At 56.0% G+C, this 16,561-nt stretch carries 13 protein-coding genes; 11 read left to right on the top strand and 2 right to left on the bottom strand.

What is annotated here, in order from left to right; genetic code table 11:
- Positions 1-24 precede the first annotated feature (24 nt).
- Both FE784_RS08630 and FE784_RS08625 read left to right on the top strand, forming a co-directional pair.
- Positions 25-1,149 carry a serine hydrolase domain-containing protein gene (locus tag FE784_RS08630; RefSeq protein ID WP_139601743.1) on the top strand — a complete coding sequence of 375 codons (1,125 nt, stop codon included), beginning with the start codon at positions 25-27 and terminating at the stop codon, positions 1,147-1,149.
- A gap of 88 nt (positions 1,150-1,237) precedes the next feature.
- Positions 1,238-1,444 carry a hypothetical protein gene (locus FE784_RS08625; protein WP_139601742.1) on the top strand — a complete coding sequence of 69 codons (207 nt, stop codon included), beginning with the start codon at positions 1,238-1,240 and terminating at the stop codon, positions 1,442-1,444.
- A gap of 67 nt (positions 1,445-1,511) precedes the next feature.
- Here the strand turns inward: FE784_RS08625 and FE784_RS08620 are convergent, their stop codons facing one another.
- The gene (locus FE784_RS08620; protein WP_139601741.1) at positions 1,512-2,396 is read right to left on the bottom strand and encodes an AraC family transcriptional regulator; all 885 of its coding nucleotides are present in this window, start codon (positions 2,394-2,396) and stop codon (positions 1,512-1,514) included.
- 241 nt (positions 2,397-2,637) lie between these two features.
- On the opposite strand from FE784_RS08620, the gene FE784_RS08615 reads away from it, so the two are divergent.
- The 5 genes from FE784_RS08615 to FE784_RS08595 all read left to right on the top strand — a co-directional run bounded on the left by FE784_RS08615 (position 2,638) and on the right by FE784_RS08595 (position 8,556).
- Positions 2,638-4,239, top strand: a complete 1,602-nt coding sequence (locus FE784_RS08615) for an FAD-dependent oxidoreductase (RefSeq protein ID WP_139601740.1) — start codon at positions 2,638-2,640, stop codon at positions 4,237-4,239.
- Between the two features lie 22 nt (positions 4,240-4,261).
- Positions 4,262-5,326, top strand: coding sequence for a Gfo/Idh/MocA family protein (locus tag FE784_RS08610; protein ID WP_139601739.1), 1,065 nt, complete (start codon positions 4,262-4,264; stop codon positions 5,324-5,326).
- A 13-nt stretch (positions 5,327-5,339) separates the two neighbouring features.
- Positions 5,340-6,170 carry a sugar phosphate isomerase/epimerase family protein gene (locus tag FE784_RS08605; protein WP_139601738.1) on the top strand — a complete coding sequence of 277 codons (831 nt, stop codon included), beginning with the start codon at positions 5,340-5,342 and terminating at the stop codon, positions 6,168-6,170.
- Between the two features lie 369 nt (positions 6,171-6,539).
- On the top strand, positions 6,540-6,980 hold the full coding sequence (locus FE784_RS40730) for a type 2 periplasmic-binding domain-containing protein (RefSeq protein ID WP_176706056.1): 441 nt from the start codon (positions 6,540-6,542) through the stop codon (positions 6,978-6,980).
- Between the two features lie 19 nt (positions 6,981-6,999).
- The gene (locus FE784_RS08595) at positions 7,000-8,556 is read left to right on the top strand and encodes a DUF4127 family protein (RefSeq protein WP_176706055.1); all 1,557 of its coding nucleotides are present in this window, start codon (positions 7,000-7,002) and stop codon (positions 8,554-8,556) included.
- Between the two features lie 90 nt (positions 8,557-8,646).
- On the opposite strand, the gene FE784_RS08590 is transcribed toward FE784_RS08595, so the two are convergent.
- Positions 8,647-9,510 carry a substrate-binding domain-containing protein gene (locus tag FE784_RS08590; protein WP_139601735.1) on the bottom strand — a complete coding sequence of 288 codons (864 nt, stop codon included), beginning with the start codon at positions 9,508-9,510 and terminating at the stop codon, positions 8,647-8,649.
- Between the two features lie 169 nt (positions 9,511-9,679).
- Between FE784_RS08590 and FE784_RS08585 the strand changes: the two genes are divergently transcribed.
- From FE784_RS08585 to FE784_RS08570, 4 genes are all read left to right on the top strand, one after another.
- On the top strand, positions 9,680-10,255 hold the full coding sequence (locus FE784_RS08585; protein WP_139601734.1) for a hypothetical protein: 576 nt from the start codon (positions 9,680-9,682) through the stop codon (positions 10,253-10,255).
- A gap of 288 nt (positions 10,256-10,543) precedes the next feature.
- The gene (locus FE784_RS08580) at positions 10,544-11,521 is read left to right on the top strand and encodes a LacI family DNA-binding transcriptional regulator (RefSeq protein WP_139601733.1); all 978 of its coding nucleotides are present in this window, start codon (positions 10,544-10,546) and stop codon (positions 11,519-11,521) included.
- 167 nt (positions 11,522-11,688) lie between these two features.
- Positions 11,689-13,059 (top strand): ABC transporter substrate-binding protein, encoded by a 1,371-nt coding sequence (locus tag FE784_RS08575; RefSeq protein ID WP_139601732.1) that lies wholly within the window; start codon positions 11,689-11,691, stop codon positions 13,057-13,059.
- Between the two features lie 39 nt (positions 13,060-13,098).
- Entirely contained in the window at positions 13,099-16,398 is a 3,300-nt protein-coding gene (locus FE784_RS08570; RefSeq protein ID WP_139601731.1) for a carbohydrate binding domain-containing protein, read from the top strand.
- The last annotated feature ends 163 nt before the right edge of the window (positions 16,399-16,561 follow it).

Raw genomic sequence — 16,561 nt, 5'->3', positions numbered from 1 at the left:
CGCGTCCATAAGGAGCGAATAGCGATGAATGAGAATGAGTTCAGAGCAGATGCGAAAGCCGTGAACATGGATGAGGAACGCATAGCCGATGCATTCCGGCTGCTCGACGAAGCCGTGGCGCGCGGGGATACGCCGGGAGGCGTGGCTCTGATCGGGCGACGAGGCCGCATAGCCGGCATTCACACCGCAGGGGCGGCCCATACGCAGGCTCCCGACGGTACGAGCATTCCTGTCAAAAGAGATACGATATTCGACGTCGCATCCTTGAGCAAGGTGGTCGGGACGCTTCCGCTCATTCTGCTGCTGGTCGAACGCGGACATTTGCGTCTCGGAGATCCGGTGGTCCAGTACATTCCCGAGTTCGCCGCCGAGGGCAAAGAGGCCGTTACGGTCGGACAACTGCTGACCCATACGTCGGGACTGCTTTCACACAAAAACATGTACTCGCACGGCTGGTCGCCGGAGGAGATCAAGGCGCATATTTTCGCCCATCCGCTCGAATATGAGCCCGGAACGAAGATGGTGTACAGCGATCTTGGCTTCATTACGCTCGGCGAAATCGCGGCCCGGCTGTACGGCGAGCCGTTGGAGGCCGCGGCGACGAAGCATGTGTTCGCGCCGCTCGGCATGCGCGACACGGGCTATTTGCCGCCCGAAAGCGCGCGTCCGCGCATCGCCGCGACCGAGTATTACGAGAAGCTCGGCCGGCACAAATGGGGCGAGGTGCACGACGAGAACTGCGGAGCGCTGGGGGGAGCGAGCGGTCATGCGGGCTTGTTCTCGACCGCGGAGGATTTGGCGAAATACGCCGCGATGTGGCTCGCCCTTGGCCGGATCGGCGATGGCGGCGGTCGGCTGCTCAGCGAGGCTTCCGTGGCCACGGCCACCCGCAGCCATACGGGCCATTTGCCCGCGAACCGCGGCATGGGCTGGGTGCTGAAGGGCGATCCGTGGGACGCCTCCGGCGATCTGCTGTCCCCCGCGTGCTACGGCCATACCGGCTTCACGGGCACGAGCATCTGGATGGACCCGGCATCGGACTGCTTCGCGGTCGTATTGACGAACCGGGTCCACTACGGACGGGACAAATCGGTCGTCCGGCTGCGAAACTGTTTGCATAATGCCGTGGCGGCGGCTTGCTTGGCTTGATCGGAATGGCGATTGCACGGAGCATAAAAAAGACCGAAATTATCCAAATTAACTCTTATACCGAGTTTAAGGAGGAGATTAAGCCCGTATGGACGCGTTTGAAGACATCGACATGGAACGGAAGAGCGGAGAAAACGGTAAGGATGCGAACTTTTTCGGAGTGATGGAAGTAGATTCCGATGTGAACGATGACGGCAATCGCGAGAAGGAGCTTGACGAATCGTTCGGGTCTTGGGTAAACGACAACGATCGGATCAGCAAAACCTTGAAGGATACGCTTCGGCCGGGCGAATGAACCGATCGGTGCGAATAACGAGCAGACGGCCGTGGCCATTTGCTCGTTTTTTATTGGATATATTCCGTTAAATCTTCCCGCCGCGCGACTGAGTTCGGTACTGACTGGGAAGCAGACCGGCCGCGCTTTTAAACACCCGGGAAAATTGTGCGGCGGATGAGAAGCCGGCGGCGTAAGCGATTTCCGTCAGGGACATTTCAGGACAATTCCGAAGCATTCGCTTCGTTTCCGCGACACGCTGCTGAAGAACGTATTGATAAAACGACAAGCCTTTCTCGCGTTTGAACTGCCGAGTCAAATGCTCCGGACTGACGTGGCACATTCTGGCCGCACTTTGAAGCGAAAGCTCCTCATGCAAATGCTTGTCGATATAATCGCAGCAAAGTCGGATCGGATCGAAGTCCGATCTACGGTCTTCCGTTTCCACGCTGCGATTTATAAAAACGGCCAGGCTGACGAGCTGGGAGCCGACGACTTGCTTCCACCCCGAATTTCGTTCCTCGATTTCTTCCGTGATCCGGGAGACGATCCATCGGACATTGGCGAACATTTCCGGGGTTAAAGAGATTTGCCGAAAGGCCGCACCGGACAGGCGGCCAAAATGCAATGTCGGCAACGAATGAAATTCGGCTTCCTTCCGAACCCCGTTTTCATCGAAGCAGATGACCGCTCTCTTATACTGGCACGAAGTATCGATATAAAACTGATGAGGCACGCGGCCCGAGAACACGATCAATTGCCCGGGGGACTGCATATACACGGTATCCCCGATCACGTAGGCGGCCTTGCCTTCAAGGGTCAAATTAATCTCGATGCCGGGCTGAACATGAAGCCGCTGCCTATGCTCGCGCAGAAGCTCCTGCCGCGCATAAACGGGATATGACTTGAAACCGTTCTCAACAAAGGGGTTGACAATTGGAGGTGCGTTCAGCAGTTCGCGATCCAGCTTCATGAAAGCGCTCCCATCTTTAAGGCGAATTATACGGGCTGAACCTAAGTCTTCGGGTTCATTATAATTCAAACGATTTGAAATGAAAATACGGGGACTTTTTTCGGTAGGATTCTCCAGATCAATTTTTGCGGGAAAACCGATCAATTATCCGGAAGACAGCCGGAAGGAGCTGAAATTATACTTAAGCCATGTTCTTCTGTATACCTACACACACCTGAAGAAACGAGGGGAATGGAGCGAAATGGATATCAATAAGCGATCCGCGCAAACCAATACGAATTTGGAAATACGCTCCGACGTTGCCGTAATCGGAGGCGGACTCGGCGGCTGCGCAGCTGCGCTCGCGGCGGCCAAAGCGGGCAAAACAGTCGTAATGACCGAGGAGACGAGCTGGGTCGGAGGTCAGCTGACGAGCCAGGCCGTCCCTCCGGACGAACATCCGTGGATCGAGAAATTCGGCTGCACCCGAACGTATCGGGAGCTTCGCGAGGGGATCCGCGATTATTATCGGAGACGGTTCCCCTTGACGGAAGCTGCCCGTCGAAAGTGGAATTTGAATCCCGGCAACGGTCTCGTGAGCCGACTATGCCACGAGCCTCGCACGGCGCTCGCCGTCCTGCACGAGATGCTGGCCCCCTACATACACAGCGGCCAATTGAGCCTTCTCACGGGACGCAAGCCGGTACGCGCGGAGGTTCAAGGGGACGTGATCAACCGGGTTACCGTGCGCAATATGGAAACCGGGCTGGAGGAAACGATCCATGCCTCCTACTTTTTGGACGCAACCGAATGCGGAGATCTCCTGCCGCTGACGGGAACGGAGTATGTAACGGGATCGGAATCGAAGAGCCAAACGGGCGAACCCCATGCCGTTGACGGCGACCCGCTGCCTATGGATATGCAGGCATATACGTACTGCTTCGCTCTCGACTATCGGGAGGGGGAGTACCATACGATCGAGCGGCCGAGGGAGTACGAGTTTTGGGCTTCGTATCAGGCGGATTTTTGGCCCGGCAAGCTGCTCAGCTGGGTCGGCTGCCGGCCGCAGACGCTCGAGCCCCGGGAATTCGGATTGTTTACGGAAACGTCCTCTCTATGGCGCTACCGTCGAATCATAGATAAAACGAATTTTATCGAAGGGACCTTTGCCAGCGATATCATGATCGTGAACTGGCAGCAAAACGATTACTGGCTCGGACCCATTATCGATGTAAGCGAAGAAGAGAGAGACCGCCACTTGGAAAGCGCGAAGCAGCTCAGCTTATCCTTGCTGTATTGGCTGCAAACGGAAGCTCCCCGCCCGGACGGAAAAAAAGGTTATCCGGGCCTGCGGCTGCGAAAGGACGTTGTCGGCACGGAGGATGGGATGGCCATGTATCCGTATGTCCGGGAGTCCAGAAGAATCAAGGCCGAATTTACCGTCCTGGAGCAGCATGTCAGCGCGGAAGCGAGACCGGACGGAAAGGCCGAATCGTTCGATGACTCCGTGGGGGTCGGCTGTTATCGGATCGACCTTCATCCGAGCACCGGCAACCGCCACTACATCGATATCTCGTGTTTGCCGTTTCAGATTCCGCTCGGCAGCCTGATTCCGGTCCGCATGCGCAATTTGCTGCCGGCCTGCAAAAATATCGGGGTTACTCATATTACGAACGGCTGCTACCGTCTGCATCCCGTCGAGTGGAATATCGGCGAAGCCGCGGGATATCTGGCCAGCTTCTGCATCGATCAAAACCGGAGGCCGACCGAGGTTCGAAACGACCGTTCCGTATTGAAGCGGTTTCAACAATTGCTGACGAACGAAGGCGTCGAATTGAGTTGGCCCGAAATCAAATCCATGTAACCGTAAAGGGGAGAGAAGTCCAATGTCAGAGAAAACAAAGGTAGGCGTGATCGGAGCGGGCAACATTTCCGAGCAGCACATCAAGGCCTATTTAAGCAATCCGAACGTGGAGCTTTACGCCATCTGCGATCGGAATGAGGAGCGGGCGAAGGCAAAGGCGGCGAAGCATCAGGTGAAAAACGTGTACTTCAACCATCTGGATCTGCTGAACGATCCGGAAGTCGAAGCGGTCAGCATCTGCACTTGGAACAATTCGCACGCCCCGATCAGCATTGACGCGCTTCGCGCGGGCAAGCACGTGCTGGTGGAGAAGCCGCTCTGCATGACGGTGGAAGAGGCGCTGCGGGTCGAGGAAGCGGTCAGGCAGTCCGGCAAGGTGCTTCAGGTCGGCTTCGTCCGCAGATACGGCGACAATACGCAAATCTTGAAGCAGTTTATCGACAACGGGGACTTGGGGGACATTTATTACGCCAAAGCGTCCTGCATCAGGCGGCTCGGCAACCCGGGCGGCTGGTTCGCCGACAAGGATCGTTCCGGGGGAGGACCTTTGATCGATTTGGGCGTTCATGTCATCGATCTGTGCTGGTACCTGATGGGAAAGCCCAAGGTAAAATCGATCAGCGGCAACACGTACGCCAGACTCGGCAACCGGGCCAATGTGAAAAACCACGCTTTCTACAAGGCTTCGGATTACGACCCGAACCTCAATACGGTCGAGGATTTGGCGAACGCCATCATCCGCTTTGAGAACGGCGCTTCTCTGGTTGTGGACGTCAGCTTCACCCTCCATGCCAAGCAAAATGAAATTTCCGTCAAGCTTTACGGAGAAAAGGGCGGCGCCGAGATCGAGCCGGAGTTCGCCGTTGTCAGCGAAAAGTACGACACCATTTTCAATTTGCAGCCCCAGGTGAACAAATTGACGTTTGATTTTGCAAAGGGCTTTCAAAATGAAATCAACCATTTCATAGAGGCCTGCCAAGGGCGTAAAGAGACGTTAAGTCCGGTCGAGGACGGCTTGGAAATAATGAAAATGCTTTGCGGCATTTATGAGTCCGCTGCAAAGGGTACCGAAATTACGATTCGATAAGGGGTGCAGTAGGGTGGAGCTTTCGCTCAGCATGTACAGCATGCACAGGACCGTTAAGGCGCAGGATTGGAGCACGGTCGATTTCCTGCAGTTTTGCCACACCGAAAACTACAGTCTCGTCGAGCTGCTGGCGCATTTTTGGAAAGACGTTCGCACCGAGCTTGCGGCCGTCGTATCCGCTGCGAAAAGTTTGGGAATCGGCGTGACCAGCTACGCGGTATCGAACAATTTTGTGAGCGAGGATTCTTCCCTAAGAAAACAGGCTTTGCTGAAGATTACCGACGGCATCCCGATCGCGGCTGAGCTCGGGACGAAGGTGATCCGGATTTTCTCCGGGAACCTGGCCGAAGGGATTCGCTATGAGGAGGCGAAGAGCTGGATTATCGACGGCCTCAAGGAAGCCTGCCGCGAAGCGGAGGGAGCCGGAATGACGCTTTGCCTGGAAAACCACGGCAAACTGGCCGGCAAGGGCGTTCAGGTAAAGGAACTGATCGATGAGGTCGGCTCCCCGGCGCTGAGGTCCACGTTCGATACCGGAAACTTTTTGCTCGTTGACGAGCATCCGCTTCAAGCTATTGCCGATTTGAAGGGGTATATCGGTCATGTTCACTTTAAGGATTTCAAAGAGCAGCCGAACGGACGGTATAAGTCGATCGGGATGCGCACCTACGAAGGCGTTCCGGCGGGAGAAGGCGATGCGGGCTTGTCGCAAATCTTGGACCTGCTGGCGGAATCAGGCTATAAAGGGGCTTACGTCTTGGAGTACGAAGGAATCGGAAGCGAAGCGGACGGCATTCGTCAAAGCTACAACCGGTTTCAAGAGATGGCCCGCAAATATAACTAGCCGGATTTTAAGGAGAGGGGTTGCCGAATGATGCGGAAAAGGTTTCGGCTGGCGCATGCGGCGGCAAGAGCGCGGAACAGGCGCAATCGGGAACGGGATTGCCGCCTCCGGTCCCGATTACCCTAACGTTTTACAGCGCCCAGGGCGCAGTATTGGAGCAATTCGGGGCGACCCGCTGGATCCCAAGGAAGACAAGGCGGCCGTCAACACCGATGGATTCAAGAAGCTTTACGAAAATTTAATGCGTTTCTATGAGCTTCCGAACGCAAACGTCGCCAACAACAGCTTCGTCGGCGGAAAGCTTGCCATGATGGCAGGAGCGGTGAGCACGGGGCAATTGACCCAATTCGCGCAAGCGACGCAGTTGAATTGGGATATGGCTTCGGTTCCGGTATTTGCGGACAAAAACGGGATACCGGGTTTAAGCCGGCCGGCTTGTCGCTGTTCATTTCCCAAACGTCGAAGCATAAGGACGAGGCGTTTCGGGTAGCCGACTATTTGACCTCCGAGGAATTCCAGACCATCCTGGCAAGAAACGGGGGCGGGACCACGCTGGCCAGCGACAAAGTCAGATCTCAGGCCGGACAGGACGTCCCGGTTTTAAAAGGCAAGAATGCAAAAGCGCTGTATTACTATCCATTCGCGCCTACCTCTCCGCCTCGGGCAAACCATCTAACAAATGTAAGCGTTAACTTTACGAATTCTTTTGCCAAAATGATAGAGAGCAATACCGATGTCAATACGGCCCTTCGAATGCTGGAGGAAGAGGTCAACAAATCGATCGCCGAAACCAAGGCGAAAACAAAATAGCCGTATGGAGGATGTCCCGATGAAGCCCATAGACGCGATTTCACTCGTTCCGCTTGACTACCGGCCGTTCACGTATTACACGCCGACGCAGATCGCACGCATTGGGGGATTTCGGATTCGAACTCCGGATCCGATGCTGCTGGGGGCTTATTTCACTCCCGGCGACCGCGCGGCGGTGGCGGAATGGTGGGAGAAGGAGGCGTCCGCAACGGAGGCGTCGGTCGTCGCGGTGCCCATGCTGGCCTTCGGCGGCTTGATCAACTCGCGATACAGCGCCGGCATCACGCTGGAGCAGGCGCAGGAAAGCCTTGAAGTGATCAAACGAGTGAAAGACCGATATCCGCTGCACAAGATTTATGCCTTCGACTCGATCATGCGGCTCACGATCTCGCCGACAAGAGACTACCCGGGAAATTGGAGCGGCAAAATCCGCGAATGGTCGATATTGAAGGATAAGGTGGAGCGGATGGGGATGGATGATCTGCGGCCCGAATACGAGGCCGTGGGAGCCGTTCTTCCCCAAGATTTGATCGATGATTATTTGTATACCCGCGAGCGAAACTTAGCCGTTAATCAAAGGATAATCGACTGGGTTCGGGAAGGATATATCGATTTTCTCATTATCGGCCAGGACGATGCCGAGCCGTACGGACTGCACAGAAGCGAGCGCAATAGGCTGATTGAATATAGTAACGCTCAGGGCTTAAGCGGCAAAGTCAAAGTATTTCCCGGAGCCGACGTAATCGCTTCGCTGCTGATCGCAAAGCTGGCCGCCGATTCTCTCGGAGTGTCCCCCAAGGTGTATGTGGAATATTCGCGCACGCACGGGGACCAGTGGATAGCTCCTTATCAGGACATTCCCTACAGCGAAGTCATTGGAAATTATGTATCCGTCCTGGGCGGAGAAACGGTTGCCGGCGCGGAGCAGGCCGATCTGTTGCTTATGGCGAATACGGCGGGAGGGGAGCCGATCGACTCGTTCTCAGACCGGATTCAGGCGTTCATCGACAAAGGACGCTCGGTTACGGTCGGGGATGACGCGCATGCCGGAACCGCCGATCCGGTATTGATCGAAGCGCTGCGGAAGCGGATCCGTTTTTCCGACTTGACGGGATATTCGGGCTGGAACATCGGGGTGTCGATCGCGCAGGCGTTTGCCAGATGGGCGCTGCTGCATACCGCCCGAGAGATGATGCGGGATCGTTTGCTGCAGTCGGCGCAATCGCACCTCGAGCTGCTGCTCGAAGCTTTGGCGCACGAGGAAGGATACCGCAACCATGTCCGCGGCGGGGCCGTCGCTTATGCAAGATCGCTGGGCGACGACCCGCAGCGGCTGCAGACCCGCTACGAGGAGATCAACGCTTACGCCATAACCCATACGGAAGCGTTGGGGGACAGGTGGTACCAAACGCATTTTGCGGGGAAGGAAATCGTCCTTGGAATCGAGGGGGCAAAGACCGTTTACGGGATAGTCGACCGCTTGAACGGCTGGCGGCTGCTTTTACCGTGGAATCGTACGGCGGAAATGGAAGTTTTTCCGGAACTTACGATCGTCGTAAGCTCGAAAAGCGAATAGCCGATAGTCTATGAATGATGAATGATGAAATGAATATAGCACAAGAAAAGACGGTCTCGCGTTGCGTTGCAGGCCGTCTTTTTTCCGTTCCTAGGGATTGATGAAATTAACGCTTGTACCGATCCGGAATTTGCCCCGGACTCGAATATGCTCGTAGGGCATATGCAGGTTGGCGATTCGCCACAGCATCCGGTCGGCAGCGCGATGCCCGGTTTCCCTGACCAGAATCCCGGGACTGGCGATACTATGAAAACGGCTGTCCTCGGTTTGGTCCAGACAAACGAGCGAGCACTCGTCCGGGATCCGGATTCCGAGCCTCTCGCAGCAGTCGAGCACCCGGTTCAGATCGTCGTGAATCGAGCACAGCAGGGCGGTCGGCCGAAACGCGGTCCACTTCTCCCTAAACGCTTCAAAGAACGACTCCTTCCCTGCATACCGCTTGGTCAGATGCGCTTCTTCGCTTACGTCAAGTCTGTACTGCGAAGCGATTTCCTGAAAAGCCGTCCACCTTAACCGATAACCGCGGTGCGTAGCGTTGTCGCCCAAATACAGGATGCGGCGGTGGCCCCGGGCCAGGAGATGAAGCAGCGACTGCTGGACGGCGTCGTATACGTCCCAAATGATACTGTCGGCTTCCGCTCCGATCGGAGGGAAGTTGATAAACATTTTCGGAACCGGCAGCCGGAGAATACAGCGCTCCCAAACATCGGGCAAACCGAAGGAGATAAACAGCCCGTCGGCATAAAAGAGCTCCATCTGCTCCAGCATCCGGCTGACGGACGTCTCGGACCATTCCGGCCGATTGGGGATCTCGGTCAATTGCAGCACGTTGCCCATTTGCTCCAGCCGATCGCGCAAGCTTTCCTCCATAATCCGGTTCATGGAGGAGTAGCGCACGGCATTCGCGCGGGTCACGAATAGAAATCGGCGCGGCTTCACCCTCAATCGGTCCACGCCCTCCCAAACCCGGTTCCATTGCTGGTCGCGAGTCCGGTAGCCGAGTTTCTCGGCGGCCTCGACGACCTCCAGCCGGATTCATGACTGCGGCGTCGGCATCGAGTTTACGCGCGGGTGCGGCGCTCCTAACACGCTTCGCATGCAGATTTACCGGTGCGGCGTCGGCGTGAAGGCCTTCACGCCTTGGTTCAACAACGGCATAGACTTCGGCGTCGGGACCGTGAACGCTTGTGCGATTCCGATTCAGGCATGGGGGAACGCTTCCGACCAAGGCTCGCTCGACAATGACGATGCGCGGTCACTCCGGCAGTACTCTACGAAGGATGTTCCGGCGGTCACCGGGAGCACATCGGAAAAAACGCTCTGGACGCCGGTCAGCTACAAGGGCGGATATCCGATTTACGGGGATACGGTGCGCTTGAAGCTGCGCGGACCTTGCGAGCTGAGCCAAGACGCCGTCCTGCGCGTCAAAATCGGAAGCAGCGTAATCCGCGAGTTCCCGGTACCGGCCGGAACGAGTTCGTGGGCGCTCGATGCGGATCTTTTCAATACCGGGGCTTCGGATGTACGGCATTATTGTTCGTTATCGACGCAAAACACGCATTCGTCCCTTTATGGCTCATCCGGCCAAGCGATAAAGGCAATGGGAAACTCCGCTGTCACCGTAAGCGTACAGCTCGGGTCTGCCGGAGACCACCTTACCGTCGGGTTTGCCTGCTGCGATACGACGCTCTTCGGGTGATGCGAAGCAACCGCGGGATTACCTCGAAGTGCATAGTCATTTATCACGATGTACGACGAAGCACGCAATTTCAACGAATTTACAAGGTAGAGCTGGAATCGTCCGCTGCTTACTTCCGGTAGCGGAGGGCAGCGTGGATTAACGGAGTTGGGGAAACCCGGCTCTTTTTTATATAATAAACGTTTAAGTTATTTACGTTAAAATTATAAATTTAACTTTATATATTGCAAATTACGTAAACAAGATCTATAATTGCTCGTATATACAAGAAGAGAAGGAAGCGTGGGCATGGTCACGATCAAAGATATCGCCAAAGCGGCGGGCGTCACTTATGTAACCGTTTCCCGGGCGCTTAACGACGAGCCGGGAGTGAGCGAGCAGACGAGGCAGGCTATAAAGGCGATAGCCGAGCAGATGGATTATGTGCCGAGTCTGGCGGCGAAGAAGCTGGCTCAGCGCCAGCCGGACACGATCGGCATGATTTGGCCGAGAATAAAAGGCTTGTTCTTCTACGACCTCGGCTTCGAGATTCAGCAGGAAGCGTCGCGCCGCGGCTTGCAGGTCATCATGTCGATGGTGAGCGCGGAGGAGGCGCTGCGCACGTTCAACCGGTATTTCGTCGATTACATCGTTTATTGGCGGCCGGTCTGGAATCCGACGCTGGAGTTTTTGCAGGAGAAGGAGAAGTTTCGCGGCGAGATGCTTCTGCTCGGCGGCTGGAAAACCGATAAGGCGCACAGCATCACGATTGACAGAACCGGAGCATTCCTCGATGCCGTACGTCATTTGGCCGAGCTCGGACACAACAGTATCGCCTTCATCGGGCAGCAGAGTGATCTAGAGAAATATAACGGCTATATGCAGGGAATGGCGGAGGGCAAGCTGGATTACAGGCAGGAGCTTGTCGTCGACACATTCGATCCGGATTTTGAAGCGAAATTCAAACAGATGATGAGCGCCTCCGATCGCCCAAGCGCATTGGTGGTCGACTCGCAAGGGACGCTGTTCCGGACGAACCGGCTGCTCCGTCAACTGGACATTCGCGTCCCGGAGCAATTGTCGCTCGTCGTGTATGACGACATTCCGGAGCTGGAATTTTTCGATGTGCCGCTCACGACGATAGGGCCTTCGATCGGGCAAATGGCGAAACGCACGCTTGACATCTTGACAAGGAAGCCGACGGATGACGGCGAACGGTGGCTGGATGAGGAAATACGCTGCCAATTGACGGTGAGAAGCTCGACGATTCCTTGGGAGGGGAAATAATCCCTCTTCTCACCATTAAAGAAATCGATTTCTATTTGGAGTCGACCGTTTTCGCGAAGGGGGTGAGCGAACGATTCGTTCCGTAAAGGAACGCGAAAGCGGCGGATGCAGCATACAAGGGGAAGCATGAAAAAGGAAATTTCACATGAAGTCAAGGAGGCTATTCGATGAAAAGTAAGCAAAGCTGGAGCGCACTGCTGACGTTCACCCTGATCGGCGCCTTACTCGCGTCCTGCTCGGGAGAGGGAACGAGCGGCGGGAGCAAAGGAGCGCAGCCGCAATCGGAAGGGAAGAAGGCTGACGGCAATGTCTCGGAGAAGAAACCGGACGTCGCTTCCGAGCCTGCGGAGATCGTATTCTACTCGAACAACGGAGACCCGGTAGAAAGCTTCGATTACAAGTTCGGCAATTCGCTGCGCAAAAAATTTCCGAATTATACGATCAAGTACATCATGAAAGGACAAGGGACGAACTTGCCGGACCTGCTTGCCGCCGGCACCCGGTTCGATATTTTTTTCCAGACGATCGGCAACTTCGAGAATTTTGCATTCGGCAGCGACATCCAGTACGATATGACCGAGCTGATCGCAACACGCGGCGTCAATTTATCGCGCTTCGAGCCGACGATCATCGACGCGGTCAAGCAGGCGTCCGGAGGCAAGCTGTATGCTTTGCCGATTACGACGACAAACCTGGTGCTGTATTACAATAAAACGATTTTCGACAAGTTCGGCGTTGCGTACCCGAAGGACGGCATGACTTGGGACGAAGTGAACGAGCTGGCCAAAAAGCTGTCGCGCAACGACGGGGGTACCCAGTATATCGGCTATACCCACTCTCCCAACCATTCGATCCGGATGAACCAGCTGTCGCTTGGAACCACGGATTTGAAAACGGATACACCGACGATCAATACGGATGAGCGTTGGAAGAAGTTGTTCCAGACCACGTTTCTCGATCCGGTACAAGAGCCGAGCGCCCAAGAGGCTTTGAAGAAAGCGAACAAAATCCCGGATGCGAACGATTTCGTGAAAACGAAAAACGTAGCGATGTTCGGTTACATGTCCCATCTCGTGCAAACGTGGGAGGAGCAGTTCAAGGGACTCGATTGGGATTTCGTCTCGCTTCCGACCTTCAAGGAGATGCCCGGCGTAGGCTCGCAATCCTACCCGAGCTACTTCGGCATTACGAAGATGGCGAAGAACAAGGAAGCCGCCATGGAAGTGCTCAAATATATGGCGTCCGACGAATTCCAAACGGAGCTTGCGCGCAAAGGCCTCATCCCGGTGCTGAAGGACCAGGCGGTTCTCCAGCAGCTCGGCAAGGAGTCTCCTTTCAAAGATAAAAACTGGAAGTCGGTGTTCCACAACAAATTCGCTCCGATTCCGGCATTGTCGCCGATCGAAGCCGAGCTGGCCGGGATCTATACGTCGTATGCGACCAAGGCCCAGATCGGCACGCTTGACCTGAACACGGCGCTTCGTCAGGCGGAGGAAGACGCGAAGAAGAAAATAGCCGAATACAAACAGCGCAAGTAAACGAATGAAGGCATTCACAAGTCGAAGGAGGGCAAAAGCATGACCTATCCGAGGAAAAGGCTGCCGAATCTCATCTTCATCATCAGTTTGCTTGCGCAATCGCTACTAGTATCATTCGGCTGGCCGGAACGGGCCGGGGCGGAGAACATGAATCCGAACCTGCTGCAGAACCCGGGGTTCGAGCAAGCTGCGGGAAACGTCCCGGAGCATTGGCAGGCGATGGGGGGCTGGGGCGTCTCCGGCGTCGCTCTTTCTTCCCAAGCTCATTCCGGTTCCCGGGCGGCATCCGTCAGCTCGGGGACTTTGACGAATCCTTGGGTGCTGCAGAAGGTGCCGGTGGAAGCGGGGAGCACGTACGAGTTCTCGACTTGGTTCAAATCGTCGAGCGTACAGGGCAAAGGAGTCGTGCTGAAGGTCGAGTTTTACAGCAGCGAGTCCGGCGGTTCTGCCAACTGGGTATTCGAGAAATTCGGTCCGTACATCCGTGAAACGACCGGCGATTGGCAGCCGTATAAGTTCCGCCTGCAAGCTCCGGAAGGGGCGGTCGTCGCTGTCGTGTACTTGCGGCTATGGGGGACCGGGACGGTATTGTTCGACGATACCGCCGTGAAGCTGGTCAACTTGACGATGTCGACCGACCAGATCGTCTACTACTCGGACGTAACGGAAGGCAAGGTGGTAATCCGCAACCGGTTCACGGACGATGTTTATACAGGCAAAACGATCGGAATCCGCATTACGGATGCCGTCTACGGGACGGTGATCCATTCGGTGTACGGTCTGGCGGCGCAGCCGGACATGGCGCTGACTTTCGATACGCGGGGCATGAGCCTTAATACGCCGTATGAGGTGGAGACGGTGCTGTCGGCATCGGATCAGACCGTGATAGATCGCGCTTCGGCGCGCATTTACCGGTATAACCGACCGACGTCGGTGCCGTCTGGCGGACTTATAAGGGTGGACGGCGAGCCGTTCTTCCCGGTCATTGCTTATCATGCGAATGTGGAGCAGTATCCGCTGCTGCATGAAATCGGCGTCAATACGGTCCAAGGCGTGAACGCCGGTACGACCGCCGCGATCCGCCAGGCGATGGATTCGGCTCATGCAAACGGATTGAAAGTATTGTTCCCGCTCTACTATTACATGAACATTACCCAAGACTACGCGAAATTGGCGCAATATGTCGCGGAGTTCAAGGACCATCCGGCGCTTCTCGCCTGGATGACGATCGATGAACCGAGCGGCAACGGCGTAACCGTGGAGCAGACGGCGGCGGCCTACGCAATCGTGCGCGCGCTCGATCCGACGCACCCGGTCTATACGGTGGAAGGCGATCGAAACGAATATGCCAACTATGGCCGCGTGCCGGATGTGCTTACCGTCGATTCATACCCTTTGCCGAACAGGCCGATCGCGAACGTGGGCGATGATGTGCGGCGGGCGGCAGAAGCGGCGAAGGCGGGAAGACCGGTATGGTCTATTCTGCAAACGTTCGCCTATCCGCCTCCGTCGGCGTGGACGTATTTGCCGACGATCGCGGAAGTACGCAATATGGCGTATCAATCGCTGTTGGCCGGTGCGACCGGCTTGGGCTATTACGCGCTTAACGATCCGGGCTGGAGCCTTGCGGACTCGGCGCTGTGGCCGGGGCTGAAGCGGTTTGCGACCGAGCTCGGGCTGATGGCGGACTTGTCGCGGCTGACCCCTGTAGACCAACTGCGCGAAGACGATATCGAATGGGCGGTCTGGGACAAGGCGGGAGAGTTGTATGTCATCGCGATCAACAAGACCGGTCAGACGAAAGCCGTTTCCGTCGCTTTGCCCGAAACCGGCTACCATGCCGAGCTGTTGTATGGCGATTATTCCGCATCATATGACGATCCGACTGGGCAATTGAACGTTACGCTCGATGCCCGGCAAACGTCGGTGTTCAAACTTACGCCTTTCAGGACAATGGCCGATCAGACCTCCTCGCTGCTCAGGCAAGCGGTTGAGCTGTCCTCGCACCCGCATTGGCGGAATAAAGTATCACGCTTGGCAACGGGTATGGAGACGATAGGGGAACAACTGGCCGGGACAGCGCCCGATCTGAACGGAATCGCGGCGGATGCGGCGAAAACGGTCAAAACGATGGAGCAGCTGAAATCGTGGGTAGAAGGACAATCCGATTCCGCGCTAGGAGGAAATCGGGACGCGATGACAAGCTTACTGAATCAAGCGATCAGGAAGATGTCGCCCCTTGCGGCTGCACAAATCGGGCTGCGGCTCGATATCGTTCCGGAAGAGGCGATCGGCGGCAATACGGCCAAGGTGATCGTTCAGGCGGTCAACAGGGGGCAAACGGACGTATATGATGTTGCGTGGACAGTTCGGTTCCCTGAGTCATTCCAGCTCCCTTCGGCTTTCGGGGCGATCGGTACGCTTCAGGGCGGTCAAACTTACGAGAAGGAGCTGACGTTCGCCGTTCCGCCGGGGGTAAGCCAAACGGTTTATAGCGTCGCAGGAGAAGTTTCTTTCGAAAACCGGAGCGTGCGACTGCATGTCGCTGCGGCCAAAGGATTCGGCACGTCGCCGCTGCTCGAAACGGCACTCGTACCGGCTGACGTAACGGTGAACGGGCCCGGAAATGTACCGTTCAGCGTACGTCTTACGAACCGGTCGGGCAGTGCCGTAACGGCCGAACTGCGCGCAGACGCGCCGGCGGAAATCGGCTTGAGCCTGCCTGCCGCCGTCCCGATTCAGGCCGGCGGGTCCGTTACCGTACAAGGCTCCGTATACTTGAATTCGGCTAACGCGGCGGATGGCGCCTATACGGCGGAAATACGGTCGAGCGTGGGCGGATACTCGTTCGATACGCAGCTGTTGACCGTTAACGTCAAACGAAACATGGTGAACAATCCGGGTTTCGAAATCGCTGCGGCTAACGGCAGCTCGCCTGCCGGTTGGAATATGGGCAAAGGCTACTGGGACGCTGCCTCCGCTCACGGGGGAGCCCGTTCGGTTAAGCTAGTTCCGGACAGTGCGAATAGCAACAATTTCATCGCCTCGTCCGCGATTCCCCTCGTTCCGGGCAAAAGCTACAAATTGTCGGGATGGCTGAAGCATGAAGCAACGTCCGGGCAAGTTTTATTCGGGGTGCGTTACGCGAACGCATCCGGTGCTACGATTTCGTATCAGCTTCCTGCAGTGCCGGCTAGCCCGGATTGGACTTACCGCGAATGGCCGCTCGCGATCCCGGCCGGGACGACGCAAGTTTACGTCTACTTCCGGATGAATCAGGCCGCCAATGGGCAAGCATGGCTTGACGACGTTTCCTTGCGGGAAAGTTTGGCTCCGTAAGCGGGGAGATATGAAGGCAAAAAATATGGTGAATAGCAAAATGGAGCCGGTTTTCCGGCTCTTTCTTAATTTATAAATAACCGTTGGCAATGTTCGACTTCGGAAGAGGCAAAGGTACGAATAAATATGTCCGGTGCAACAATATATTTGATTTGGGTAATCG

It is taken from the genome of Paenibacillus hemerocallicola, assembly GCF_006265175.1.
Lineage (GTDB): Bacteria > Bacillota > Bacilli > Paenibacillales > NBRC-103111 > Paenibacillus_AB > Paenibacillus_AB hemerocallicola.
The sequence above is the reverse complement of the archived record's forward strand: the minus strand, read 5'-3'. Positions and strand labels throughout refer to the sequence as shown.